The organism is Streptomyces sp. NPDC051940 (genome assembly GCF_040680895.1).
GTDB lineage: Bacteria > Actinomycetota > Actinomycetes > Streptomycetales > Streptomycetaceae > Streptomyces.
The window spans coordinates 1-22,727 of sequence record NZ_JBFAXR010000132.1; the positions used below are offsets into that span (position 1 = coordinate 1).

The 22,727-nt window shown below is 75.2% G+C and carries 19 protein-coding genes; 4 read left to right on the forward strand and 15 right to left on the reverse strand.

What is annotated here, in order from left to right; genetic code table 11:
* Positions 1-44: 44 nt before the first annotated feature.
* Positions 45-350, reverse strand: a complete 306-nt coding sequence (locus AB0M28_RS33525; protein ID WP_365413341.1) for a heavy-metal-associated domain-containing protein — start codon at positions 348-350, stop codon at positions 45-47.
* Between the two features lie 120 nt (positions 351-470).
* On the opposite strand from AB0M28_RS33525, the gene AB0M28_RS33530 reads away from it, so the two are divergent.
* Positions 471-1,985 carry a hypothetical protein gene (locus AB0M28_RS33530; RefSeq protein WP_365413343.1) on the forward strand — a complete coding sequence of 505 codons (1,515 nt, stop codon included), beginning with the start codon at positions 471-473 and terminating at the stop codon, positions 1,983-1,985.
* Between the two features lie 21 nt (positions 1,986-2,006).
* Here AB0M28_RS33530 and AB0M28_RS33535 read toward each other — a convergent pair whose 3' ends face one another.
* From AB0M28_RS33535 to AB0M28_RS33585, 11 genes are read right to left on the reverse strand one after another with little or no spacing between them, the layout of a single operon-like run.
* Positions 2,007-3,527 (reverse strand): hypothetical protein, encoded by a 1,521-nt coding sequence (locus tag AB0M28_RS33535; RefSeq protein WP_365413345.1) that lies wholly within the window; start codon positions 3,525-3,527, stop codon positions 2,007-2,009.
* Position 3,528: 1 nt separating this feature from the next.
* Positions 3,529-5,961 (reverse strand): GTPase-associated protein 1-related protein, encoded by a 2,433-nt coding sequence (locus AB0M28_RS33540; RefSeq protein WP_365413346.1) that lies wholly within the window; start codon positions 5,959-5,961, stop codon positions 3,529-3,531.
* 1 nt (position 5,962) lies between these two features.
* Positions 5,963-7,150, reverse strand: coding sequence for a hypothetical protein (locus AB0M28_RS33545; protein ID WP_365413348.1), 1,188 nt, complete (start codon positions 7,148-7,150; stop codon positions 5,963-5,965).
* Entirely contained in the window at positions 7,150-8,952 is a 1,803-nt protein-coding gene (locus AB0M28_RS33550) for a hypothetical protein (RefSeq protein ID WP_365413350.1), read from the reverse strand. Before AB0M28_RS33550 ends, AB0M28_RS33545 begins: the two co-directional genes overlap by 1 nt.
* A 19-nt stretch (positions 8,953-8,971) precedes the next feature.
* Positions 8,972-10,993 carry an AAA family ATPase gene (locus AB0M28_RS33555; RefSeq protein ID WP_365413352.1) on the reverse strand — a complete coding sequence of 674 codons (2,022 nt, stop codon included), beginning with the start codon at positions 10,991-10,993 and terminating at the stop codon, positions 8,972-8,974.
* Positions 10,990-12,372: a hypothetical protein gene (locus tag AB0M28_RS33560; protein WP_365413354.1), complete on the reverse strand. Its 1,383-nt coding sequence runs from the start codon at positions 12,370-12,372 to the stop codon at positions 10,990-10,992. Before AB0M28_RS33560 ends, AB0M28_RS33555 begins: the two co-directional genes overlap by 4 nt.
* A complete protein-coding gene (locus AB0M28_RS33565; RefSeq protein ID WP_365413356.1) occupies positions 12,369-13,082 on the reverse strand; it encodes a 4Fe-4S single cluster domain-containing protein in 714 nt (237 codons plus the stop codon). Before AB0M28_RS33565 ends, AB0M28_RS33560 begins: the two co-directional genes overlap by 4 nt.
* Positions 13,079-14,104, reverse strand: coding sequence for a hypothetical protein (locus AB0M28_RS33570; protein WP_365413358.1), 1,026 nt, complete (start codon positions 14,102-14,104; stop codon positions 13,079-13,081). The genes AB0M28_RS33565 and AB0M28_RS33570 overlap by 4 nt, the downstream gene beginning before the upstream one ends.
* Positions 14,101-14,916 carry a protein phosphatase 2C domain-containing protein gene (locus AB0M28_RS33575; protein ID WP_365413360.1) on the reverse strand — a complete coding sequence of 272 codons (816 nt, stop codon included), beginning with the start codon at positions 14,914-14,916 and terminating at the stop codon, positions 14,101-14,103. The genes AB0M28_RS33570 and AB0M28_RS33575 overlap by 4 nt, the downstream gene beginning before the upstream one ends.
* Positions 14,913-15,683 carry a VWA domain-containing protein gene (locus AB0M28_RS33580; protein ID WP_365413362.1) on the reverse strand — a complete coding sequence of 257 codons (771 nt, stop codon included), beginning with the start codon at positions 15,681-15,683 and terminating at the stop codon, positions 14,913-14,915. The genes AB0M28_RS33575 and AB0M28_RS33580 overlap by 4 nt, the downstream gene beginning before the upstream one ends.
* A complete protein-coding gene (locus AB0M28_RS33585) occupies positions 15,680-15,892 on the reverse strand; it encodes a hypothetical protein (RefSeq protein WP_365413364.1) in 213 nt (70 codons plus the stop codon). Before AB0M28_RS33585 ends, AB0M28_RS33580 begins: the two co-directional genes overlap by 4 nt.
* A gap of 180 nt (positions 15,893-16,072) precedes the next feature.
* Between AB0M28_RS33585 and AB0M28_RS33590 the strand changes: the two genes are divergently transcribed.
* Complete coding sequence (locus AB0M28_RS33590; protein ID WP_365413366.1) at positions 16,073-17,617, forward strand: hypothetical protein; 1,545 nt, start codon at positions 16,073-16,075, stop codon at positions 17,615-17,617.
* 4 nt (positions 17,618-17,621) lie between these two features.
* Here the strand turns inward: AB0M28_RS33590 and AB0M28_RS33595 are convergent, their stop codons facing one another.
* Positions 17,622-18,425 (reverse strand): metallophosphoesterase family protein, encoded by an 804-nt coding sequence (locus tag AB0M28_RS33595; RefSeq protein ID WP_365413368.1) that lies wholly within the window; start codon positions 18,423-18,425, stop codon positions 17,622-17,624.
* Positions 18,426-18,612: 187 nt separating this feature from the next.
* On the opposite strand from AB0M28_RS33595, the gene AB0M28_RS33600 reads away from it, so the two are divergent.
* Together AB0M28_RS33600 and AB0M28_RS33605 are read left to right on the forward strand one after the other, a co-directional pair.
* Complete coding sequence (locus AB0M28_RS33600; protein ID WP_365413370.1) at positions 18,613-19,098, forward strand: hypothetical protein; 486 nt, start codon at positions 18,613-18,615, stop codon at positions 19,096-19,098.
* A gap of 126 nt (positions 19,099-19,224) precedes the next feature.
* Positions 19,225-20,766, forward strand: coding sequence for a sulfatase-like hydrolase/transferase (locus tag AB0M28_RS33605; RefSeq protein WP_365413372.1), 1,542 nt, complete (start codon positions 19,225-19,227; stop codon positions 20,764-20,766).
* On the opposite strand, the gene AB0M28_RS33610 is transcribed toward AB0M28_RS33605, so the two are convergent.
* Both AB0M28_RS33610 and AB0M28_RS33615 read right to left on the reverse strand, forming a co-directional pair.
* Positions 20,735-21,478 carry an FHA domain-containing protein gene (locus AB0M28_RS33610; RefSeq protein WP_365413376.1) on the reverse strand — a complete coding sequence of 248 codons (744 nt, stop codon included), beginning with the start codon at positions 21,476-21,478 and terminating at the stop codon, positions 20,735-20,737. The genes AB0M28_RS33605 and AB0M28_RS33610 overlap by 32 nt on opposite strands.
* 35 nt (positions 21,479-21,513) lie before the next feature.
* On the reverse strand, positions 21,514-22,727 hold a 1,214-nt coding region (locus AB0M28_RS33615), incomplete at its 5' end, for a PQQ-binding-like beta-propeller repeat protein (RefSeq protein ID WP_365413374.1).

Here is a 22,727-nt window from a genome sequence, read left to right on the forward strand (position 1 = left end):
GCCGCGACATCGTCGCGGCCCCCGCCCCCTTCCTCGCCGGACGGTCAGGCGCGGCCGGCGAACCCGTAGCCGGCGTCCTCGATCGTGCGGGCGATGAGCGCGTCGTCGGGCTCCCCGTCGGTGGTGACGGTCACCAGGCCGGTGCCGATGCCGGCGTCGGCGACGAGCACGGTGTCCAGACCGCCGAGGGCGTTGTTGACGACACCCTGGCAGTGGGCGCTGCCGACGCCCTCGACCTTGTACGTGGTCGTGACGCCGTCGGCGACGGCGACCGCGGTCGTCTGCGCACCGGCCGCCGGGGCGTCGGAGGTGTGGCAGGTGCCGTTCGGGGAGCAGCAGTTGCCGGACATGGGCGTCTCCTTGTCTCACGTTCAATCGATACCCCCTGGGGGTATCTCGTGCCCCCATGTATACCCCCTGGGTGTATTCGACGCAAGTGAGTGTCGGTGGCCGCTGTTAGCGTCCGGGGCATGAGCGCACTCGACATCCTGCGCGGCGATCCGGAACTGGCCGGTCTCGCCGCCTTCCCCTTCGACTTCGACCTGCGCCGCGCCGAGCACGGCGAGGCCGTCCGGCTGGCCTCGGGCGCCCCGCTGCAGCCGGTCGCGGGCGACGACACGGGCGGGACGTTCTTCGTGTGCGACGGCGGGCCGGTGCTCTACGCCTCGTCGGAGGGGCAGGCCGCGCTGATCGGCATGAGCGTCGACGAGGCGCTGGAGATCGTGATCGGCCTGCCGGCCTGGCGGGATCTGGTCGATGTCACGCCCGACCTGCCGGAGGCGGAGATCATCGCCGCCGTGACGGAGGCCGAGGACGAGCACCGCGCCTACGTCCCCGGCCTCGACGCCCACCGCACCGCACTGCTCGCCGCGCTCGGGCTGGCCGAGCGCTCCCCCGTCGAACTGATCGCCCGCCTGCACGCCGCGCAGCTGCGCACCGAACCCGACCACCTCCTGCTGAACGCCGACGAGTTGCTCGCGTCCGAGCCGCTCCACCCGCACGCCGGGACGCCGTTGTACGACGTCGTCCTGGAGCCGGGACGGGCGGATCTGGCCCTGCTGCGCTCCTCGGCGGACAGCTGGGCCCAGGTCGCCGCCGACGACGTCCGGCGCGCCACGGCCCTGCTGGCCGCCCACTACGACCGCGACCCGGGCGATCTGGGCTTCCTGCGGGTGCTGGCGGAGCAGGAGGCCCGGTACGGGATGACGGACGAACTCCGGCTGTCGGCGGTGCTGATCGCGCGGTACGGCGGCACGGCCGAGCTGCCGCTCCTGCACCGGCTGCGCGAGACGTCGTTCGACACCCACTGCGGCCTCTCCGAGATACCGGAGGAGGGCGCGCAGGCCCTGCGGGAGTGGGCGGCAGCACCGGCCGGGCCGATGTTCGGCGAGGACCCGGCGCAGGAGCCGGAGCTGCAGTGGATCGAGCTGGCCCGGCGCCAGGGACGTACCGAGCACGCCCGGGCCGCGCTGATCCGGCTGCTGGACGACACCGGCCCCGCGCAGACGGACCGGCTCACCTCCCTCGTCCACGAGCTGGCGGAGCTCGGCGACTTCGCCCAGGCGGCCCGCGCCCAGCAGCTTGACGCCCGGCTGCAGTCCACGGCCTGGGACCGCGGCTCCGCCTGGACCACCCTCGCCGGGCTCCAGCGGCAGGCCGGGGACACGGCGGCGGCCTGGGACTCCCTGCGGCGGGCGCTGCGGGCGCTGGACCCGCCGGAGGCCGAGCCGGAACACCCGGGCCAGTACGCCCTGGACATACCCATGCCCGCCGTGCCCGCCGACACCTCCGCGGAGGGCTGGCGGCGCTACGGGCTGGGGCGCGAGGTGGTGCGGGAGCACTTCGAGCTGGCGGCCGTCGCCGGCGACCGGACCCTGGCGCGGGCCGCGTACGAACGCGGGCGCGAGCTGCTGGAGTCGCTGCCGCAGGAGCCGCCGCCGCTCGTCAAGGACGCGGTGGAGAGGGCGGCCCGGGCGGTGGGGTGATCCGGCCCGGACGCGCGGCGCTCAGCCGGCGACCTTCACCCCGTCGTCGAGGCACCAGTCCGCCAGCGCCGCCAGGCTTGTGTGCGGGGTGCCGTCGCCCGTCGTGACCGCGGCGGTGAAGAAGTAGCGGACCTCCTTGAACTCCACGCCCATGGAGCGGATCAGGTTGCCCAGGCCCAGCTCCCGGGTCAGCCACTCCGCCGCGTCGGGGGCGGCGGGCGGTTCGTACAGGTCGGCCTTGCTGACGGCGACCGCGAGCCGCGACTGCTTCAGCGGCGCGTCCATCTGGATCATCGCCTGCACCGACTGCTGGAAGACCAGGTCCGGCGGGATACGGGAGGCCAGCGTGCGGTCCGGGATGTGCGGGCCGCGCTGGGCGGGCAGGTTCCAGAAGGCTGCGACGGCCAGCGGGTCCAGGACGAACAGGAACGTGCGCGCCGCCTGCACGTACCGCAGCGCGTCCGTGCCGTCGCGGCTGACGAACCGCTCCCCCGCCGTGTCGAACAGGTGGAGCATCCGCTCGCCGCGCCCGCGCCGCACGACCACGGAGTACGCCCGCGGCAGCTCCACCTGGGTGCCGCGCGGATGCCCCTGGATCTGCAGGACCTCGCGCAGCACCTCGTAGTTGAGCCGCGTCGAGTCGTCCGCCGTGCGCATCTCGCGCCCGCCGGGCGCCGATTCGCTCTCCAGCGTCAGCATCATCGCGGCCATCAGCTGCGTCTTCCCGGCCGCCTGCCCGCCGAAGAACGGCAGCACCGCCTCCGCCATATGCCCGGTCGCCTCGCTCATGGAGCTCTCGCAGTACGGGCAGTACGGCTGCAGCCGCCGCTCCCGGCGCATCAGCAGGATCAGCGTCGGCAGCCGCTCCCCGCACGCGCACCGGCGGCGCACGATGCCGTAGCGGCCGGGGCGTATGTCGGGGTGCCGGCGGCGGCAGTCGGCGCGCCGGCACTCGTACACCGGGTAGCCGATCTTCTCGTAACAGGTGGGGCAGACCATGCCCTTGTGCAGCTTCTTCAGCAGCAGCGACACGCCGTCCACCCCGCGCAGCAGCCCCGCGCCGGCGGCCGCGAGCGCGTACAGCAGCCCCACCAGCAGGGCCTGCAGCAGCGTCAGCAGCGTCTGGAGGAGCAGCCCGAGCGCCGCGCCCACGACGATGCCGAGCTGCAGCGTCACCCCCCACGGGGCGTAGAAGATCGCGTCGTCGCCCTGGCCGGTCAGATAGCGCTGGTGGCCCGCCCGCAGCCGGTCGCCGGTGGTGCGGAGGAACATCCGCCAGGCGAGCGTGAGGAGCTGGCGCAGATCCCGCTGGGCGGGGCCGAAAAAGTACTGCCGGTACGCGGGCTGCGGCTCGGTGTCCGGCCGGTAGGGCGCGATGACCGTGTACTGCGGTGTGCGGTCGTGGACGACGCCGGCGACCAGCCGGGCGTGCCGGCCGGTGAGTTCGCCCGCGTGCCCGAGGGCCCGGCCGACGGCGACGACCGGGGCGATGAAGACCACGTACACCGCGAGGCCCAGGACGTACCCGATCAGATAGCCCATGTCACCGGTCCCCCTTGTCCTTGTTGCGCCGCCGCGGTACGAGCCTGCTCGCGAGGGACTTCCGCTCGTCGAGGGCGGTCTGCAGCCGCTGCGCGTACTCCCTGTCGTACGGGCGGACCACCGCGATCAGACGCTCGGCGTCCTTGCGCCGCCACGCGGTCACCGCGCGGCCGGTGATCTCCATGACGAGGTCCGCCTGGCCCACGGGCACCTTCCGTCGCTCCGCGCGCATCAGCAGCAGTCCGCCGACATGGCCGAGTACGACGTCGCTGACGCCCTGCCGGGAGGCGGCCGCGGCCCGCAGCTTCGTGAGGTACGCCACGGCCGTTCCGTCGCCCATCCGCAGCAGATACCGGCTCACGTCGGGCGGGGCGACCGGCAGCGCCACCAGCCGGCCCGGCAGCCGCAGCTTCTTCAAGGCCTGGCTGGGCCCCCATTTGTCGATGCGGCTGCCGCCGAACGACTCCGCCAGGGACGAGGCGGTCGCGGAGGTCTCGAGGCGGTCGGCCAGCACGAGACACGTCTGGACGCACTCCCGCGTCGCCGGGAGCAGCCACCCGTCGCGGCCCGGGAGGGACAGCGCGTGGCACAGGGCGAGGGCTTCGAGGAGGGACGCCTCGTCGGGCGTCTCCTGGCCGACCGCCCGGTCGAACCACTCGCCGAGCTCCTTCCCGCCGTCCCCCGAGCGCGGCAGCCTGCGCACGATCTCGATGGCTTCCTGGTGCGTCCACCGGCGGCGCGGCCACAGCCGCTGCAGCAGCTCCGGATCGGGTACGTCCTTCCCGCGCAGCCGCAGGATGCGCCCGAGGTGCTCGACCGCCAGGCGGGGGCTGCGTTCGGTCTGCGCCACCCAGTAGTGCTCCAGCAGCAGCGGCATGTCGCGCAGGTCGTCGGCGCGCAGCAGGCTGGCCGGGAAGGTGAAGAAGACCATCGCCTGCCCGGGCCGCCGGTCCAGGAGTTCGGCGACGGCGTGCGCGAGCGCGGCACGGAAGGCGGGGCTCGTCTCGTACAGCTGCCGTATCTCCCCCTGCGCACGCGTGTCGGCGCTGCGCAGGGCGGCCGTCTCCAGCAGGGAGAGGGCGAGCCGGTCGGCCGCCTCGCGGAACACCTCCCGGGGCGGGTCGAGTTCGCTGCCGAGGGACCACAGGAGCAGCCGCGCCGTCTGCCGGGGGTCCGCCTCCGGCAGCACCTGCTGCCAGTACGCGCCTGCGCGGCGCAGCTGTTCGGCGTCCGCGAAGGGCACGGGCACGACCGCGTTGGAGGCGTCGTCGCGGTAGGCGCGGATCCGGGACTCGAAGAGCCTGCCCTCCAGCTCCTGGTGCAGATCGTGGTCGCCGCCGTCCCGGGCGGCGGTGCTGAGGGCCTGCAGCTGCGTCTCGTCGAGGTCGCGGTGGCGCAGGAACACGTCGCGGGCCACGGCCGCCTGCAGCTCGTCGAGGTGGCTCGCGCCGCCGATCCAGCCGGTGAGGGCGCGTACGTCGTCGGCTTCGAGGGGGACGCCGCCGGCGGTCGCGGCGGCGGCCAGGGGGGCGTGCCAGTCGCCGAGGTGGTGCTCGCGGCCCGTGACGTACCCGGTCGCCCAGGACCAGACGGAGGGTGCCTGGGCGACGCCGATCCGGGCCAGCAGCCGCACCAGGTGGTGCACCGGGACGGTGCCGTCGGCGGGGAAGTGGCCGCTGGTGAAGTCGAAGACGCGGTAGCTGTCGTGGTCGTCGGGGCCGATGTCGATCCGGGTCTCCGGCAGCGCCCCCACGAGGTGCAGCCGGCTGCGGCCCGGCTGGTGGAGGTAGGTGGCGAACGACAGCCGCCGGGCGCGCGGCGGCGGCAGCAGGTACGACACGGCGGCGAACCAGTGCGCGATGCGCTCGGTCGAGGTGTCGACGACGATGACGGTGCGCTTCTCGTCGAGGGCGGCGAACACGGCGGCGAGGAGGTCCGCGAGCTTGTCGCCGTACGGGTGCGCGGCGAGGAAGCGGGCGGCCGCGTCGGGGGTGAGGGGGCCGGGGCGGGGCGCGCCGGACAGCTCGGGGATGCGGTTCTCGGCGACGGCGGTGGTGGTCCACTCCGGCGAGTCCCACAGCTCGACGGGCAGCAGCCGCCCGCTGTCCTCGGTGAAGTCCGCCGGGCTGTGCAGGGCGTGCGCGAAGTAGTTGCCGAAGCGGCGCGCGGAGTCCCGGCCCACGTAGCGGGCGCAGACCGCCGTCCCTCCGTCGCCGTCGGGGGACGGCACGTAGCACAGCTTGACCGGGCAGCGGGCCAGCTCCTCGGGGGTGTCGGAGCCCAGCAGGGAGCGCGGCGGCTCGTACCCGGAGAGCGCCTCCACGGCGTGCATGGTGTCGGCGGAGACGCCCGGGCTCACCGCGTTGAACTGGAAGCCGGAGAAGCCGCTCAGGCCCTGTTCGCACGACGTGTAGTAGAGCTGCTGCAGCGCCATGTCACCCCCGGCCCGTACGCGGTACCGCGCCGAACTCGCTGAGCAGCCACAGCAGCGGGTCCGCCACCCGGTACGGCTGGATGCCGGTGGCCGCGACCCGTGCGTCCCGGGTGGGGCCGGCGCCCAGCGCGGACACCCCGAAGTAGCGGTAGTCGGTGTAGGTGTTCTCCAGCATCCGGTCGATGGTCACGCCCTCCCACTCGCGCAGCAGCTGGCGTACCTCCTCGTGCACGCTGAGGCTGTCGCCGACGTCGAAGCGGTCGTGCTGCGGCGGGTGCGCCTGCAGCGGGCTGCCCTTCTCCAGGCGGTGCCAGAAGGCGTCCATCTTGGAGAAGACGACGGCCGTCGGGGTGGAGACGCGGGTCGCCGAGCGGGCGCTGTGCTCGGCGAGCAGCATGTTCGTCACCCGGCTCAGCACGTTGACCGGCGTGTCGACGCCGTCCGGGCCGGGCATCGCCGTGCCGGGGGCGGCGAGTTTGCGGGCGCCGGGCATCTGCAGCGGGTCGAGGATGAGGATGATGCCGTCCGCGCCCGCCAGATAGCGGGTGTTGAGCTCGACGCTCTCGCGGGAGTTGAAGTCCTCGCCGGCGGTGTCGAAGAACGACAGCACGGTGTGCTGCGGGCGCTCCCTGAGCCGGCCGCGCCGGCTGAGGCTGAAGCGGAACACCAGCGGGTCGACCCGGTTGTCGTTGGCGCCCGCGGGCCGGGTGCCGGCGAACAGCTGTCCGTCGCGGTAGAGATGGTCCTGGTAGTCGGCCTGGAAGCGGCGCAGGGTGGAGTCGTCGGAGCCCATCAGCGCGGCGCCGAGGTTGGCGCCGATCTGGTTCATGACCTCGTGCAGCAGGACGGTCATGTAGACGGTCTTGCCGGACGCCTTCGCGCCGACCATGGCGATCATCCGGTTCTCCACCATGCCGAACTGCACCGGGAGCGTCATATGGCACACCGGGCAGATCCGGTACGTCGTCTCGCTGTCGCACTCCGGGCAGGGCGCCTTGGGCCTGCGGCCGTCCGGCCCGAAGAACGCCGGCCCGACGTCGCCGCGCTCGCCCATCCGCGCCTCCAGCACGTCGTCGCGGCGGCGGGCGCAGCGCTTCTGGGTGCGGCTCTGCCGGCTGTTGCAGCGGAAACCTATGGCGCGGGCGGCGAAGGTCTCGTAGCAGTACGGGCAGGTGAAGTTCTTGGCCATCACGTCACTTTCAGTCGGTGCAGGGCCTCGGGGCGCACGTCGGGGCCCTCGTCGGGGTGCGCGGGGAAGCAGACCAGCCAGGACGGGCCGCGGGTGGCGGGGAGCGGGAACTCGACGGTCGCGGGCACCCCGGCGCGCAGCCGCGTCGCGGGCACCTCGTGCACCACGGTGCCGTCGTTCACGCTCATCGGCCGGTAGCGGCCGGCGGCGTGCACGACGCGCTGGGCGGGCAGCTCGCAGTCGGAGTCGCTCTCGAACGTCACGGTGGCCACGCGGCCGGCCAGCCGACGGCGTACGGACGGGTTGTAGCGGATGACCGGTTCCTCGGCGGGCACCCGCAGCGAGGCGGCGCCGGACGGCCGCTCGCCGGGGACGAGCGCCTCCACGGTGAGGGTGACGGCGCCCCGCCCGACGACGAGGTCCAGCCCGCCGTCGTGCTCGTACACCCGGCGGGGGCAGGTGAGGTCGCCGCGGTCCCGCGGCCGCCCCGGGGTGTCGCCCTCGACGCGCCAGCGGACGCGGGCGGTGAGACTGCCGTCGGGCCAGGCCCACAGGACGAGGAGGTGGTCGTCGCGGCGCATCGCCTGCAACTGCTCGACGGGGACGGGGGTGGTCCCTTCCGAGGGGGAGGGCTCCGTGGTGCCCTCCTGGCCGGGGTGCCCCGTGCTCTCCGGGTCGGGGCGCCCCGCGCTCTCCGGGGCGGTGCGCCCCTGGCTCTCCGGGCCGATGCGCCCCGCCGCGCCCACGGCCGTCTGCGTCTGCTGTTCCGCCCGCCAGGCGTCCGTCGACTCGGCGGCGGTGTCGGGGACGGTCTGGGCCGGGATCCGGGGCCCTCCGCGGCGGCCCTCCCACTGCGGTTCGCTGCGGTCGCCGGTGGCGGTCTCAGGGCGGTCGTCGGTGGGCGTCCCGGTTCCCCCGTCGGCGAGCGGCCCGGCACCGTCCCTGCGCGCCGCCGCGTCCTCCCGTACCCCGCCCGGCTCCGGATCCCGGGCCGCCGCGGCGCCGGGCTCCGGTACGCCGCGGGGCTCGGGATCGCGGACGGCCTCCCGCAGCCCCACGGTCTCCCGGTCGCGCGCGGCCGGCGGTTCCGGATCACGGCGGGGCCCCGGCGTCGACCAGCCGGCCGTCGGACGCGGCGGGCGCAGCTGGGCCTGGCGGCCGGTGAGGACGCGCAGCGCGCCGAAGTCCGGCAGCAGCAGCAACCCGCGCACCACGGCCTCTTCGGGGTCGGCGCAGCGGACGTAGCGTCCGGTGCCGCGCTCCAGGCTCTCCGGCAGGCCGTCGGGGACCTCCCCGGTCAGCAGGATCGTCGCGGGCGCCTCCTCCGGGCTGCGGGCGGCGGCCAGCAGCGCGTCCAGCGCGCCGGGGAAGTCCGCCCGCGTGTGCCACTCGGTGGCCGTGACGCGGACCGTCCGGTCGCCGGTGATGACGAGCACCGTGAGATCGGCACCGGACTCCGCCACGTCGCACACGACGGCCGTGCACTCGGCGCCGTCCGCGATGGCCCGGTAGTGCAGGGCGGCGGCGACGGGCGCGGGCACCGCGTGGACGACGGTGACCCCGGCCGTCTCGGCGGCGCGGCGCAGCGCCATCTCCCCCGCGCCGGACGGCGGGAGGGCGAGGGCCGCACCCGGACGGTCCGCCGGCTGCCCGGGCCGCGGGACGAGCGCGAGGAGCCGGGCGATGGACTCGGCGTCGGTGGCGGCCAGGTCCGCGGGCCCGGCGGTGACCGGCCCGCCGTCCGGTCCGCGCCATCCGATACGGCCGTGGCCGGGGCCGAGATGGATGCCGAGGATGGTCATGCGGGTCTCCCGGGGGCCGTCATTCGGGCTTCTCCAGTGTCAGGGCCGCGCCCTCCCCCGGGCGGGGGACGACCGCCGGACCGCCGTCGTCGCCGATGCCGACCGGCAGCCGCTGGCCGGCGGTGGGCCGCGCGTGGATGAAGTGGCGGACGACGACGGCGCGTACGGCCTCCAGCTCGTTGCGGATCTGCCGTCCGCCGTAGCGGCGGCGCTCCGGATCGGCCATCCGCACGGTGATCCACGCGTGCAGCCCGGGGCGGTCGTAGTCCAGCTCCACCTGGTGCCGCTCGCGCACCGACTCCGCCAGCTGGTCGAGCAGCCGGTCGGTGATGCCGGTGACGTGGCGGTCGCGCAGCATGTCGAAGACGACGACGCCGGGTTTGAGCCGGCCGTGGATCTCGGGCCGGCGGATGTCGTGGAACTTCTCCTCCACGGCGTCCTTGAAGTGCCGCACCAGCAGCTCGTAACCGACCTCGCCGCCGCGCTGCTCCAGGAGGTCCTTCAGGCCCTCCGCGCCGGTGTTGGAGGTGAAGATGACCAGGCACTGGGAGAAGTTGGCGGTCTGGCCGCGGCCGTCGGTGAGCCGGCCGTCCTCCAGGATCTGCAGGAACTTGTCCAGCACCGCCGGGTGGGCCTTCTCGATCTCGTCGAAGAGGAGCACGCTGAACGGGCGCTCCTGCACCCGCCGCGTCAGCTCGCCCCCCTGCTCGTAGCCGAGGTAGCCGGGCGGCGCGCCGGCGAGGCGTTCGGCGGCGTGCTCCTGCTGGTACTCGCTCATGTCGAAGCGGGCGTACGCGCTCTGGTCGCCGAAGATGAGCTCCGCGACGGCCTTCGCGAGCTCCGTCTTGCCGACGCCGGTGGGGCCGACGAAGAAGAACGAGCCGCGGGGCCGCGACATCCCCGAGTCGCCGAAGCCCACACCGACGTACGCCGACTGCAGCGCGGTGGCGACCGCGTCGACGGCGTGGTCCTGGCCGATGACGCGGGTGCGCAGATCGTCGCCCGCGCGGGCCACGGACTCGCGGTCCAGCTGGGTCCACGGGTCGACGCTGACGTTGAGCCGGTGGGCGCGGACGAGCTTGTCGGGCCGCTGGACGGGCTCGCGGCGGATGTGGGAGGTCTTGGCGAGGGCGTCGAGCTCCCAGGCCGACATGCCGTCGGTGGCGCCGACGAGCGCCTCCCACTCCTCGGGGGTGGCGGTGGCCGCGCCGCCGAAGCCGCCGCGCAGCAGGGACAGCCACAGCCGCCGCTCGGCCGGCCCGGGCGGGCCGATGTGCAGGGTCGCGGTGCGCGGGTCCTCCTGGTGGAACCAGGCGGGCAGGCGTCCCACGTCGCCGACCGCGCACAGCACCGCGTTGCGGGCGTGCGGCGGCGGGGCGCCGTCGGCGCGGGGGCGGGGGACGACGGCGTCGGTCATCGCCGCCCGCAGCCGCAGCCAGCCCAGGAACGCCTCCTGGTCGGGCGGCTGGAGGACGTGGTCGACGTCCTGGAAGACGAACGCGGTCGCCGCGTCCTGGGAGGCGGCGAGACGGCGTACGACGGCGGTGACGTCCTCCAGCGAGGCGAGCCGGCGCGGGCCGAGCGGGGTGAGCAGGCCCTCGGAGGCGCGGCGGCGCTGTTCGGCGCGGCGGGAGCCGGGGGCGTCGGCGGCCTCGGACTGCGGCCCGGTGCGGTCGCGTTCCCAGGGGCGCTCCTCGGGGGTGTCGGGCTGCGGCTGTTCCGCCGCCGCCGCGCCGCGCGCGGTCAGCCCCGCGAGGAGCTGGTCGAAGCGCCCCTGGTGCCCGGGCAGCGGGAACGTCAGCTGGTCGACGGGATCCCACCAGCCGACCACCTCCGCCCCCTGCAACGCCAGCACCTGGCAGAGCAGTTCCCGGAAGGACACCGGGTGCCCGTCCACCCACCACCGGTCGCGGATCTGGCCGTCGAGGATCACCTGGCGGCCGCGGCGCAGCTCCCAGCCGAGGGAGACCGCCCACAGCGGCATGAACGGATCGGCGACGGACGCGCCCTTCGCGTCCGGGGAGGCGGCACCGTCGCTCACCGTGTCCTCCCCACGCCCTCGTCGGGCCGCCGGCGGCGGCCGCGGGCGGGCGGCTTGCCGTCCCAGTGCAGCTCGCCGGGCGTGAAGCCGTCGCGGCCCATCGCCCCGTGCACCCGCTCCAGCAGCTCCTCCGTCGTATCGCAGACGGCGCCGCCCTCGGCGGAGGCGGCGGCGGAGATGTCGGGCTCGCCCTCGATGCGGTAGACGAGCATCGGCGTGCCCTCCTCGTCGCTGCCGACGGCCGTCTCGTAGACCGCGCCGCCCGGCCGCTCGAAGCGCAGCAGCACCCGGTTGCCGAACTCGTCGCCCCCGGTGAACGACAGCCCCTCGCCGGTCATCGCGTCCTGTACGGCCCGGGCCACCGCGATCCGCCGCTCGTGGGCCAGCAGCAGCTCGTCGAGCCGCCGCTCGGCCTCCGGCAGCACGCGCTCCAGCTCCGCCACCGCTGTCCGGGCGGTGTCCGGGTCGCCCTCGGCCAGGGCGCGTTCGGCCTGCGCGAGCGGGCCGGCGAGGCGCTCGGCGAGCTCGTCGTCCGAGAAGCCGGCGGCGTCGGAGACGGCGGCCCGTACGGCCTCGTGCAGCGCGTCGAAGCGGTCGGCGGTCTCGGCGAGGGCGTCGGTACGGGCCTGCTCGACGGCCGCCGCCCGCTCGCGCTCGGCGGCCTCGGCCGCTTCCCGCTCCGCCGTCCGCCGCTGTTCGGCGGCGCGGGCGGCGACCGCGTCGGCGACGGTCGCCAGATGGCGGTCGACCTCGTACTCGGCGGTGCCGAGGAGCGCCTCGAAGCGCACCCGCTGTCCGGTCGCGGCGGCGTCCCGCAGCTCCGTCAGCAGCGCCTCGCAGCGGCGGTGGCCCGTGTCGTCCAGGGCGGCGCCGTCCGGACCGGCCGCGGCGAGCCGTTCGGCCAGCGCGTCGAGCAGTGGGCCGGGGTCGGCGGTGCGCGCGGCGCCGGCCTTCGGGGCGGCGAGGACGACCCGGCCGCGCAGTTCCTCGACGGCGGCGTCCAGCTCCTGGCCGGGCGTACGGGAGCGCAGGGCGGTCAGCTGCTCCTGGAGGGCGCCGAGGTGTTCGTCGTCCGGCGCGGCCCGCCGGGCGTCGGTGAGGAGCCGGGCGACGGCGTCCATCCTGCGGGCCGCCGCCCGGCCCTGCTCGGCACGTACGCCGGCGGCGTGGGCGCGGTCCTGTTCGGCGCGGCGGGCGGCGAGTTCGGCGTTCTTACGGGCCTGCTCGGCGCGGAGCGCGGCACGTCGGGCGGCCTGCTCGCGGGCACGGCGGGCGCGCTCCTCGGCGCGGCGCCTGCGTTCCGCCTCAAGCGCGGCGCGGCGGGCGGCCTCGCGGGCGGGATCGTAGGAGACGGTCGTGTACTTCGGTGATCCGCTCATCGCTGTTCTGCCCCTTCACCGCTCGTGCGCTGCTCGCTCCCGGTCCGCTGCCCGCCGCCCGCCCCGCCCTCCGTGACGGGGGCCTGCGGGCTCAGCGCGAAACCCCGCTCCGCCATCCGCCGCTCCAGCTCCTCCCGGAAGCCCGGCACCGGCGGCACGCCCGCCCAGCTGAGCGCGCCGTCGTCGGCGACGGAGAACTCGACGCCCGCGCTGGTGTCCGGCAGCGCGGCGAGCGTGTCGGCGTAGCGGGAAGTGAGGGCGAGGACACGCTGGTTGGCGGAGCCGCGCCAGCGCAGGTCGGCGTGCCGGGCCGCCACGTACGGGCCGTCGACCAGCAGGTCGAGCCGGGCCAGCAGGGCACGCTGGTCCGCGCTGCCGCGCGCCAGCGCCTCGTAGCGGAAGCCGGAGTACGCCATGGCCGTGAGCCCCGGCCGGCGCGCCCGTACGCCGTCGATCAGCTCGGCCAGCGCACCGGCCTGGCTGAACGGCTCGCCCCCGGACAGCGTCACTCCCTCGATGCCGTCCACCCCGGCGGCCCACGCCGCCAGCTCGTCCACGGCCCACGGCGTACCGCCCTCGAAGGGCAGCGTCTCGGCGGCCACGCAGCCCGTGCAGCGCAGCGGGCACCCCTGCACCCAGACCACGGCCCGCACGCCGGGCCCGAGCGTGGTGCAGCGGTCGAGGGTGCGGGCGACGGACACCGCGGTCATCGGGCCACCCCCGCCACCGGGGCCGGATAGCTGTCCCCGCCGCGCGCCGCCTGATCGCACCAGGGACACCAGGGCCGCTCGACGGTGTGCACATGCCGCCCGCTCACCGGGCAGCAGGCCAGCCGCCCCTGCTCCGCCTCCAGGGCCTGCGCCCACTCGGCCGCCTCCGGCCGGCGCCGCCCGGGGGTGAAGGCCCGTACGAACAGGGCGGTCAGCCGGCGCGGCAGTACGTCCACGGGCGGGGCGGAGCGCGGGAGTTCGACGGAGGCGGGGTCCAGCAGCCGGCTGCGGCCGCGCAGCACGTTGTCGTCCAGGGAGACGTACGGGCCGCCGTCGCCGGGGATCCCCGTGAAGGGATGCAGGCCGGACATCAGCAACTGGTGGACGAGGACGGCGAGGACGAAGTCGTCGCCCGCCGCCCGCGGTGCGGCGGCGTCCGCCCCGAGGCGTTCGGGGGGCGTGTAGCCGGGGGTGCTCATGCGTCCGGGGAAGGTCTCGCCGCCGTCGGTGAACTGCCAGGAGTCCACGTCGGCCGCGCCGATCCGGCCGTCGTCGTCCACCCACAGGTTGTCGGGTTTCAGATCGCCGACCACATAGCCCTCGGCGTGCGCCTCCGCCAGCAGCCGGGCCAGCGCTCCGGCCGCCGCGAGCCCCGTCCGCCACGTCGCCGCCGGCATCCGCTCCTGGCGGGCGACGGGCGTCAGCAGCCGGCCGAGCGGACGGAACGCGACGCGCATGTCGGGCATCAGATAGCCCTGCGCGCCCGTCCCGGTGCGCACCGCCTCCAGCGGCCACGCCACCCGCGCCGGCGTGCCGGACAGCAGGGCGACGGTGCGCGGTTCGCGCCGCTGGCGGACCAGCCGCTCGATCCGGCGGCGGTATCCGGGCGGGGCGTCCGGCACGAGCTTCGCGACGAGCGATCCGGGCCCGTCCACGGCGTACACGGCGCCCTCGGAACCGCTGCCGATCCGGTGGGTGAGCGGCCAGGTCCGGCCGCCGGCCGAGAAGCAGGTGAACGTCACGCGGCCACCCCCCGGTTCAGCGCGCACAGCACGGTGAGATCGTCGCCGCTGCGCTCCGCGTCGGGACCGCAGAGCAGGGCGTGCAGCGGAGCGGCGTCCCCCTCGTTGGCGCGCAGGGAGGCGGCCAGCGAGCAGAAGAAGCGCGCGGAGGGCAGCGGCCCCGCCTCGGGGGGCAGTCCGCGGACGGACGGGTGGTCGAGGACCATCGGCGTACAGCCGTCCGTGGCCAGGACGACACCGGTCAGGGCCGGGTCCCACAGGACGAAGGTGCGCAGCCGCAGGGCGCCGCCCGGGGCGTAGAGGAAGGCGGGAGGTGGCGGCGGGGGCGGCAGGACCAGATGGCAGCGCTCCGGTGTGTCCGGCGCGTCCCGGGTCAGCACGGTGGCCGTGCAGTCGCCGACCGCCAGGAACGCGGCCCACGGCGGCCGGAACACGCAGGCGGCGAGGGTGGCAGCCAGCGGTGCGGTGTCGTCGCCGGTCAGGAGGGCCGCGGCCAGCCGCAGGCTCTCGGCCACGACGTCGTGCCCGCGCCCGCTGATCCAGGCGCTCCACAGGGCGCCGTCGGCGTGCGGCGCGGGTAACTCCTCGGCGAGGATCCGGCAGGCGGTGTCGACCGCGAGGTGCGCGCCGAGCGCGCTGCGGTCCCGGCTCCCCGCCCCGTCGGCGACGGCCAGCACGGCGGCCTCGCCCGCCTCGTCGGGGGCGGCCTTGAACGCGTCCTGGCAGCCCTGTCCGCCGGCCAGATGCCGTGCTCCCTGCACGGCGGCGCCCGCCACGACGTACCGGGGCACCGCCCAGGGCAGGCCGCTCACCGCCAGCCCTCTTCCATGGCGAGGAACTTGCGGCGCAGCTCCGCCTGGCGGGCGATCTCGTCGTGGGTCTCGTCGGCGGGCCGGGCCGGGTCGATCCGGTCGGAGCTGGTGAAGAGGTGGTCGAGGATCTGCCCGAAGTCGAGCTCCGCCAGCATGGACGTGCCGCGCGGCGCGAGCACCTGGAGCAGCCGCCGGTCGGCGCCGCGTACGCCGATGGCCTGGAAGACGCACTCACCGCCGTTCTCCCCGGCGCGCAGCCGCTCGGCCAGCGGCGCCAGTTCGTCCTCGTCGAGCGCGCGGCCGTTCTCGTCGCTGGGCGCGCCGTCGGTCAGCAGCCAGATCACCGGCCGCCGTACGGGTATCCGCTCGCGCCGCAGCTGCTCGTACCGCTCGCGGGCCAGCCCCAGCGCCGTCTCGATCGCGGGGCCCATGCAGGTGAACCCGCCGGCCTCCAGCCGGGGCGGCCGCATCTCCCCCACGGCGACGAAGAGTTCGGCGCTGTCCGCCGTGCCGGCGGGCGCCAGCTTCCGCCGGGCCGGATGGTAGACGCGCACCTGCGAGTCGAAGGACACGAGGCACACCTCGACGCGCGCCCGCAGCCGCGCCTCGCCGCGCACCTGCTCGAACCACTCCCCCAGCGCCGCGTTCAGCGCGTCGATCCGCGGACTCTCCTCGGGCCTTCCCATGGACTCCGACGTGTCGAGCAGGACGATGACCGGCTGGCGCTCGTCGTAACCACTGGCGAATGCCAGGTCCTCGCTGGTCATCCAGTCCCGTCCCCCTCGTTCCCGCCCAGGACCACCGGCCGCCCGCTCCCCGCGTCCGGCGCGAGGACCGCCTCGTCACCGGGCAGCCCCCCGGGCACGGCCACCCGCACCAGCACCCCGTCGACCAGGACGTACGCGTCGGGGTCCGGGTAGGTGACGACACGCCCCGGCCCGAGGGCCACGGGCAGCGCCCGGTCCGGATCCGTCACGCTACGGCCCTTCCGCTCGAACACCCCTTTCAGTCAGGGGTGTTGCGAAGAGAAGCAGTGGCCGGGCGGCCATTGTGCGCAACCATGGCACTGCGCGGCACGCGTCCGCAAGGGGCGGCCGGGGCAGGCCGTGACCCGCGGAGTTGAAGCCTCCGACCGCCGCTGGCAGGCTGGCCCGTCATGCGATCACAGGTGCGGGTGCGCATGCTGCTGGAGGCGGTCGACGACCCCGCCGAGACCGAGCGCGCCGTCGAGCTGCTCCGGGCCCGCGGCTGGACCGCGTGGCGGGCCGAGGCCGCGGACTCGCCCCCGCCGGCCCGCCCCCGGCGCACCGCGCTGATCGCCGACCTGCGGCTGAACGGCGCACGGCGCCGGGCGCTGCGGGCGGCGGCGGACGAGGTGGAGCGGCTGGCCAGGCGGCACGAGCTGGGGCTGTGGGTGCGGGACGTGTCCTTCGTGGAGTGGGAGCGGCCGCCGCGGGTGACGTACCACGCGCACCGCAAGGCGACCCGCGCCGGCGACGGGCTGCTCGCGCGGGCGGAGGCGTGGTGGATCCGGCTCGGGGGCGCGGACCTGGGACGGGCACTGCACGTGGCGCCGGGGACGTCGCGGGAGGACGTGGGGCGGGAGCTGGCCGGGCGGACGCTGGCGGGGCCTGCCTTCGAGGAGGACGGGCACGCGGTGCGGGTGCCGTCGTACTCGGACGAGGATCCGCCGCCACGGGGGACGCCCGAGGAGCGGCGGGCGTACCTCGTGTCGGCCGCGGGGGCGGGTGCGGGGGCGCTGCTGGCGATCCTGTGCGGGATGGCGGTCGGCTGGACGTGGGGCTGGTGGGCGCTGCTGCCGGCGGTGCTGGGCTTCGCGGGCGTCCACCCGGTCGGGCGGTGGGCGAAGGAGGCCCGCGACAAGCCGCTGAGGGTGCAACTGGCCACCGGCGCCCTGGTGGTCGCGCTGTTCGAGGGCTTCGGGGCCTTCGTCGTCCGGCTGTCGGACAGGGAGCCGGCGTTCTGGCTGGCGGTGGTGCTGCTGATGGGCATCGCCGGGTTCAGCCTCGCGGGCGTGTGGATGGCGCTGCGGGGGACGTTCGTCGTCCGGCACGCGGTGTGGATCCTGCCGCTGCTCGTCCCCGTGGCCTTCTCGATGATCACCTGGCTGGGCGAGTTGATGCACACCGCCTACCTCGACGAGCTGGGCATCCCGGTCGGCGCGGTCCCCTCGGCGGGCGTCGGGCGGCTGCTCGTCGCCCTGGAGCCGCTGGGGCTGGCCCTCGGGGCCGCCCTGTTCTTCACGGCGATAGCAGGCTGGCTGCGGCACTTCCACTTCACGAAGGGCGAGAACCGCTTCTTCGCCGTGGCCGTCACCGCCCTGCTGGTCGTGGCCTACGTCCTGGCGGCCATCGGCATCGGCCTGGACCAGGCGGCCGACGCCGCCCACGGCGCAGAGCGTGCGGCCGGCCACCACCGCGACCCCGCCTGGTACTTCGGCCTCGACGGCCACCTCGTGTGCGCGGCCCCCGTGGGCACCGACCCGATCGCCATCGACAACGGCCCGCTGCCCACGGACCACCCCGTCCTCACCTACGGCGCGGGCGGCGACTGGATCTGGCTGTGGGATCCGGAGCGCTGGGACCCGGAGCGCGAGGACGCCCGCGCCGCCCTCGCCGTCCGCCGTGAGGACGTCGTCCTGGAGCCGGCGCCGGACGGCGCCGGCCACTGTCCGCCGTAGGGGCTCAGCCCACCGCCACCCGGCTCTTGCGGTGGTACGCCACGGGCTCGCCCTTCTCGGCGTCCCGCCGGTAGATCCCGTCCCGGATCTCCGCCTCGTACCCCGCGTACTCCGGCAGGCCCATGGCCCGCGCCACCGCCAGCTCCGCCTCCACGTCGTACGGCACCCGCACGAACTGCAGGGAGAACGGCGCCGGTTCCGCCGACCCGTACACGCCCTCCATGATCACGTACACGGGTGTCGGATCGTCCATGCTGTTGCCCACGCTCCCGGTGTTGAACAGCGTCCGGCGCTCCCGGTCGACCTCGTAGTACGCGTCGTGGGTGTCGCCGTACCCGACGACCGTGGGCACGGGTCCGTCGCCGGTGGCCGGGGTGTTCGCGAACATCCCGAGGAACTCCTCCTCGTCGTGGTCGAACCGCACCCTGCGGTGCACGGACGTCGACGAGGCGTGGAACAGCCGCACCCGGCGGCCGCTCATCAGGAAGTCGTGGCTGAACGGCAGCCCTCGCAGCCACTCGCCATGCCCGTCGCCGAGCTGCGCGAGCCACCAGCGCATCGCGTCGTTGTCGAACGTACGGTCCGGGTTCGGCAGGAAGTCGTCCCAGTTGCCGAGGATGTTGACCTCGCACCGCTCCCGGCATATGTCCACGACCTCCCGGCCGCGCGGCCCCTTGCCCACGTAGTCGCCGAGGTTGAAGATCCGGGTGATGCCACGCGCGTCGATGTCGGCGAGGACCGCTTCCAGCGCCGTGAGATTGCCGTGCACGTCGGAGATCAGGGCGATGCGCTCAAGGTCAGGATGCATACGGGGCATCCTCGCACCCGCCACCGACAGCGCGGGGAGCGCCTCCCCCCGGCCCGGACCCGCGGAGGCCGTTCGTCCGCGGAGGGGTCCGTTCGGCCGCGGAGGGGCCCGTTCGGCCCCTTCAGCACCGCGCGTCCCGGTGCGGACCATGCGACATCCGCACCACCAGTAACCGGGGGAACGACCCATGAACCACGCACAGCGATCCCGCACACCCGCCACCCCGCCCACCACGCTCCGGCGCCGCGCCGCCGTCCTCGGCGCCGCGCTCGCCCTGGCGCTCGGGGCGGCGGGGTGCGCCTCCCCGGCGGAGGAGTCCGGCAAGGCCCTGAGCACCACACCGGCCACGACGGCCGCCGCCTCGCCGTCCCCCACCCCGACGCCGTCTCCGACCCCGACCCCGAGCCCCTCCACCGAGGTCCCGTCCCCCACCCCGACGCCCAGCAAGTCCCCGCGGACGACGTCGCCTTCCCCCTCCCGCGCCCCCGTCTCCGCCGCGCCGACGGACGACGGCGTGCCGGGCGAGTGCTCCATCGTGTCCAACGCGGGCAACTGCTACCGGGCCGGCCAGTTCTGCCGCAACCGCGACCACGGGGCCGTCACCACCGACGCGGACGGCGACCGGATCAAGTGCGCGTACAGCTCCGGCGCCTGGCGGTGGGTGGGCGTCTGACGGCGTACGGCCGCGCCGGTGCCGCGGGAATGTCCATACGCACCCCCGCTTTGTCCATCGCCGTCCGGCGGCCGGCCGCCGGAGACTCGACGGGGCAGACGACCGACGCCGACCCCCCGAGGACCCATGACCACCGCACCGCCCCGCCAGACCGTCGTGCTGATGACGGACGCCACCCGCTGGGACATGCTCGGCTGCTACCGCGACACGGGGCTGGCCACCCCGCATCTGGACGGCCTCGCCGCGAGCGGCACCCGGTTCGAGCGGGCGTACACCGCGCAGCCGGTGTGCGCCCCGGCGCGGGCGGCGCTGTTCACGGGGACGTGGCCGCACTCCAACGGCACCTGGTCCAACAACCTCGCCCCGGGCCTGGACGTGCCGACGCTCGGGCAGCGGCTGCGCGACCGGGGCGTCCCCGCGGCGTACATCGGCAAATGGCATCTCGACGGCACCGACTACTTCGGCAACGGCCGCTGCCCGGACGGCTGGGACCCGGAGTACTGGTATGACATGCGCACCTACCTCCAGGAGCTGACGCCCGAGGAGCGCCGCGCCTCCCGCGATCCGGGCACGGCCCAGGACCCGGGCGTCGAGGAGGCGTTCACCTACGCCTACCGCTGCACCCAGCGCGCGCGGGACTTCCTCGCCGACCACGAGGGCGAGGACTTCCTGCTCGTGGTGTCGTACGACGAGCCGCACGACCCGGGCCTGACCCCGCCGGAGTTCGCCGCCCGGCACCGCGCCTACGCCTTCCCCGACGACGGCAACGTCCGCGACCCGCTGGACGGCAAGCCCGCGCACCAGCGGACGTGGGCGAGCGACCGGCTGGCGGAGGACCGCTCGGCGTACGAGCGGCGCGCTCCGGCCTACTTCGCGGCGCAGGAGTTCGTGGACGGGCAGATCGGCCGGGTGCTCGCGGCGGTCGAGGCGCACGCGCCGGGCGCGCTGGTGGCGTACACCTCCGACCACGGCGACATGCTCGGCTCGCACCGCCTGTGGGCCAAGGGCCCGGCGATGTACGACGAGATCGCCCGGGTGCCGCTGCTGGTGCGGCTGCCCGGCACCACGGAGCCCGGCTCGGTGGCGCCGCACCCCGTCTCGCACATCGATCTGGCGCCCACCGTCCTCACGCATCTGGGCCTGGACGTCCCGGACCTCCTCCCGGGCCGCCCGCTGCAGCCGGTGCTCGCGGAGCCGTCCGCGAGGACCTCCGACGCGGTGTTCACCGAGTTCGGCCGCTACGAGGTGGACCACGACGGCTTCGGCGGCTTCCAGCCGATGCGGGGCGTCTTCGACGGCCGCCACAAGCTGGTGGTGAACCTGCTCTCGGACGACGAGCTGTACGACCTGGCCGAGGACCCGGGCGAGCTGGTCAACCTGATCGCCGACCCCGCGCACGCCGCGCCGCGCGACGCCCTGCACGACCGGCTGCTGGCGTGGATGAACGAGACCCGCGACCCGTTCCGCGGCGTGTACTGGGAGCGCCGGCCGTGGCGCACGGACGCCCGCGAGGCGACGTGGGAGTACGACGGGATGACCCGGGCCCGCCCCGACGACCCCGGGTACCAGCCACGCGTACTGGACTACGCCACGGGCCTGGAGGCGACGGAACCGGTCCGCCGCAAGGAGGCCCCGGTCACGCCTCCCGCGGCCCCCGCAGCACCGTGAGGTCCTCCTCCCGTACGACGTCGAACCGCAGCGCCAGCGAGGCGAGCGCCTCCTTCTTGCCGGTCTGCCGGGTGCCTGATGCGGCCAGGTCGGAGGGGGCGTTGAGGCGGAGTTTGACGGCGAGGTAGTCGAGGTTCCACTGCACGGTCGTCCGGCTGGCGGCGGGCCACACGGGCCGCAGCCGCCGGACGATCTGGTCGGTGGTGGGCAGCGGGGCGTGCGGTTCGCCGCGCAGCCGCGGCTCGCAGAGCGCCGCGAGGACGAGGAAGTAGCGCTTGTCCCGGTCGAGCGGGAAGGCCATGACCGTGGGCGCCCCCCGGCCGGCCGCGGGAGCGCGCACGAGGTACTCGTGCCGTGGCGCCCACACGTCGAAGGTGAGCAGTTCGCCGGCGGCCGGGAGCACCACACGGGAGAACTCGAAGGGGATCGGGGCGTCCACCCGCCCCGGCGCGATCTTGATGTGCTCGCCGGCGCCCTCCGGGTTCTCCACGACGTAGGTCTGCAGGCTCAGGTTGCTCAGCCCCCAGTGCCCGCCCTGGGCGGTGACCTGTCCCGCGTAGCGTGAGACGCCAGGGTGGCCGATCTCCATCCAGCGCCTGCCGGACGGCGGGCCCGGCGCACCGGAGCGGCCGAAGTCCAGTACGTCGCCGGGCGCCAGCGGTATCTGTTCGGGCCGGTCCGCGCCCGGTGGCGCGGAGGGCACCACGATGATGGTGTCCACGGTGTCCTCCTGGCCCTCGGCGGGCGTCAGGCCCGCGCGGGCGGGCCGGGTTCGGGGGCGGTGACGTCGAGGGAGTAGACGACGCCGCCGCCGCACGGGACGTACAGCACGTCGCCCACGAGGCTCGGAGGGGACTCGATGCCGCTCGACGTCGTCCGGGTGCCCTCGGGCGGCTCGGAGTACCACAGGGGATCTCCCGTGGCGCGGTCGAGGGCGGCGACGCGGCCTGTGGGGGTGGTGACGTAGATCCGGTCCGCGGCCACCACCGGCCGGCTGGGGTTGTCGAACCGCAGCCTCTCCCGCCACAGCCGGGCGCCGGTGCGGAGGTCGAGGGCGCTGACCGAGGAGTCGTCGGACGCCTGGTAGTAGACGTCCCCGACGATGACACCCTCTTCGTCCGGCAGCGCGCCCGGTCCCGGGCCCTGGGCGAGGAGGGTCACCCTGCCGGTGTCCGGGTCGAGTACACCGGTACGGTCCGGGCCGTCGCCGGTGGTGTGCAGTACGCCGACGACGATCCGGCCCGCGCCCGCGACCATCGGATAGAGGTAGTACGGGTGGCTCGTCGACCACCGGGGCTCGCCGTCGCGCACGGAGTACGCGGCCGTCACCATGGTCGCCTTGTCCTCGCCGACCGTGCCGCAGCCCGCCACAGCCGTCAGGCCCAGCATCTGGAGCCGGCACTCGTCCCCGCCGCCCGTCCGGTGGGTCCACAGCCGCTTCCCGCTGCGGGCGTCGTAGCCGGTGACCGTCCCCTGGATCGCGACCACCGCGACACCGCCCGCCATGTCCGCCAGGGGGCTGGTGGGGAACGTCTCCGCGGTGAGGCTCCGGTGCCACAGCGGTGCTCCGGTCGCGGCGTCCACCGCGTCGAGCCGCAGCGCGGGGGTGGCGTCGGTGGAATCGCGGCGTACGAGGACCACGTCGGACGAGACGGCGACGACAGTGGGCGTGACGAGGTCGTCGTCCGCGTACCACACCTTCCACAACGCGCGTCCGGTGGCCGCGTCGAACCGGTACAGCCTCCCGCCCATCCGCTCGGTGCAGTACAGCGCTCCGGCCACCGGCCGCACGCAGCCTGGCTCGGCGTACGTCCCGCTGCCGACCGACACCAGCCACGGCCGCCAGCCCGCCGGGGTCGCACCGGGCGGCCACGGCCCGCCGGGCGGCCCGTCGGCGCCGGTCACCGCGAACAGCGCGCTCGCCAGGGCCAGCGACGCCGCCGCCCGCCACCGGCCGCGGC

What these genes read in the sequence shown, in the direction of transcription:
- AB0M28_RS33525 (WP_365413341.1), bottom strand. Translation starts at nt 350, where the DNA reads ATGTCCGGCAACTGCTGCTCCCCGAACGGCACCTGCCACACCTCCGAC.
- AB0M28_RS33530 (WP_365413343.1), top strand. Translation starts at nt 471, where the DNA reads ATGAGCGCACTCGACATCCTGCGCGGCGATCCGGAACTGGCCGGTCTC.
- AB0M28_RS33535 (WP_365413345.1), bottom strand. Translation starts at nt 3,527, where the DNA reads ATGGGCTATCTGATCGGGTACGTCCTGGGCCTCGCGGTGTACGTGGTC.
- AB0M28_RS33540 (WP_365413346.1), bottom strand. Translation starts at nt 5,961, where the DNA reads ATGGCGCTGCAGCAGCTCTACTACACGTCGTGCGAACAGGGCCTGAGC.
- AB0M28_RS33545 (WP_365413348.1), bottom strand. Translation starts at nt 7,150, where the DNA reads ATGGCCAAGAACTTCACCTGCCCGTACTGCTACGAGACCTTCGCCGCC.
- AB0M28_RS33550 (WP_365413350.1), bottom strand. Translation starts at nt 8,952, where the DNA reads ATGACCATCCTCGGCATCCATCTCGGCCCCGGCCACGGCCGTATCGGA.
- AB0M28_RS33560 (WP_365413354.1), bottom strand. Translation starts at nt 12,372, where the DNA reads ATGAGCGGATCACCGAAGTACACGACCGTCTCCTACGATCCCGCCCGC.
- AB0M28_RS33565 (WP_365413356.1), bottom strand. Translation starts at nt 13,082, where the DNA reads ATGACCGCGGTGTCCGTCGCCCGCACCCTCGACCGCTGCACCACGCTC.
- AB0M28_RS33580 (WP_365413362.1), bottom strand. Translation starts at nt 15,683, where the DNA reads ATGACCAGCGAGGACCTGGCATTCGCCAGTGGTTACGACGAGCGCCAG.
- AB0M28_RS33590 (WP_365413366.1), top strand. Translation starts at nt 16,073, where the DNA reads ATGCGATCACAGGTGCGGGTGCGCATGCTGCTGGAGGCGGTCGACGAC.
- AB0M28_RS33595 (WP_365413368.1), bottom strand. Translation starts at nt 18,425, where the DNA reads ATGCATCCTGACCTTGAGCGCATCGCCCTGATCTCCGACGTGCACGGC.
- AB0M28_RS33600 (WP_365413370.1), top strand. Translation starts at nt 18,613, where the DNA reads ATGAACCACGCACAGCGATCCCGCACACCCGCCACCCCGCCCACCACG.
- AB0M28_RS33605 (WP_365413372.1), top strand. Translation starts at nt 19,225, where the DNA reads ATGACCACCGCACCGCCCCGCCAGACCGTCGTGCTGATGACGGACGCC.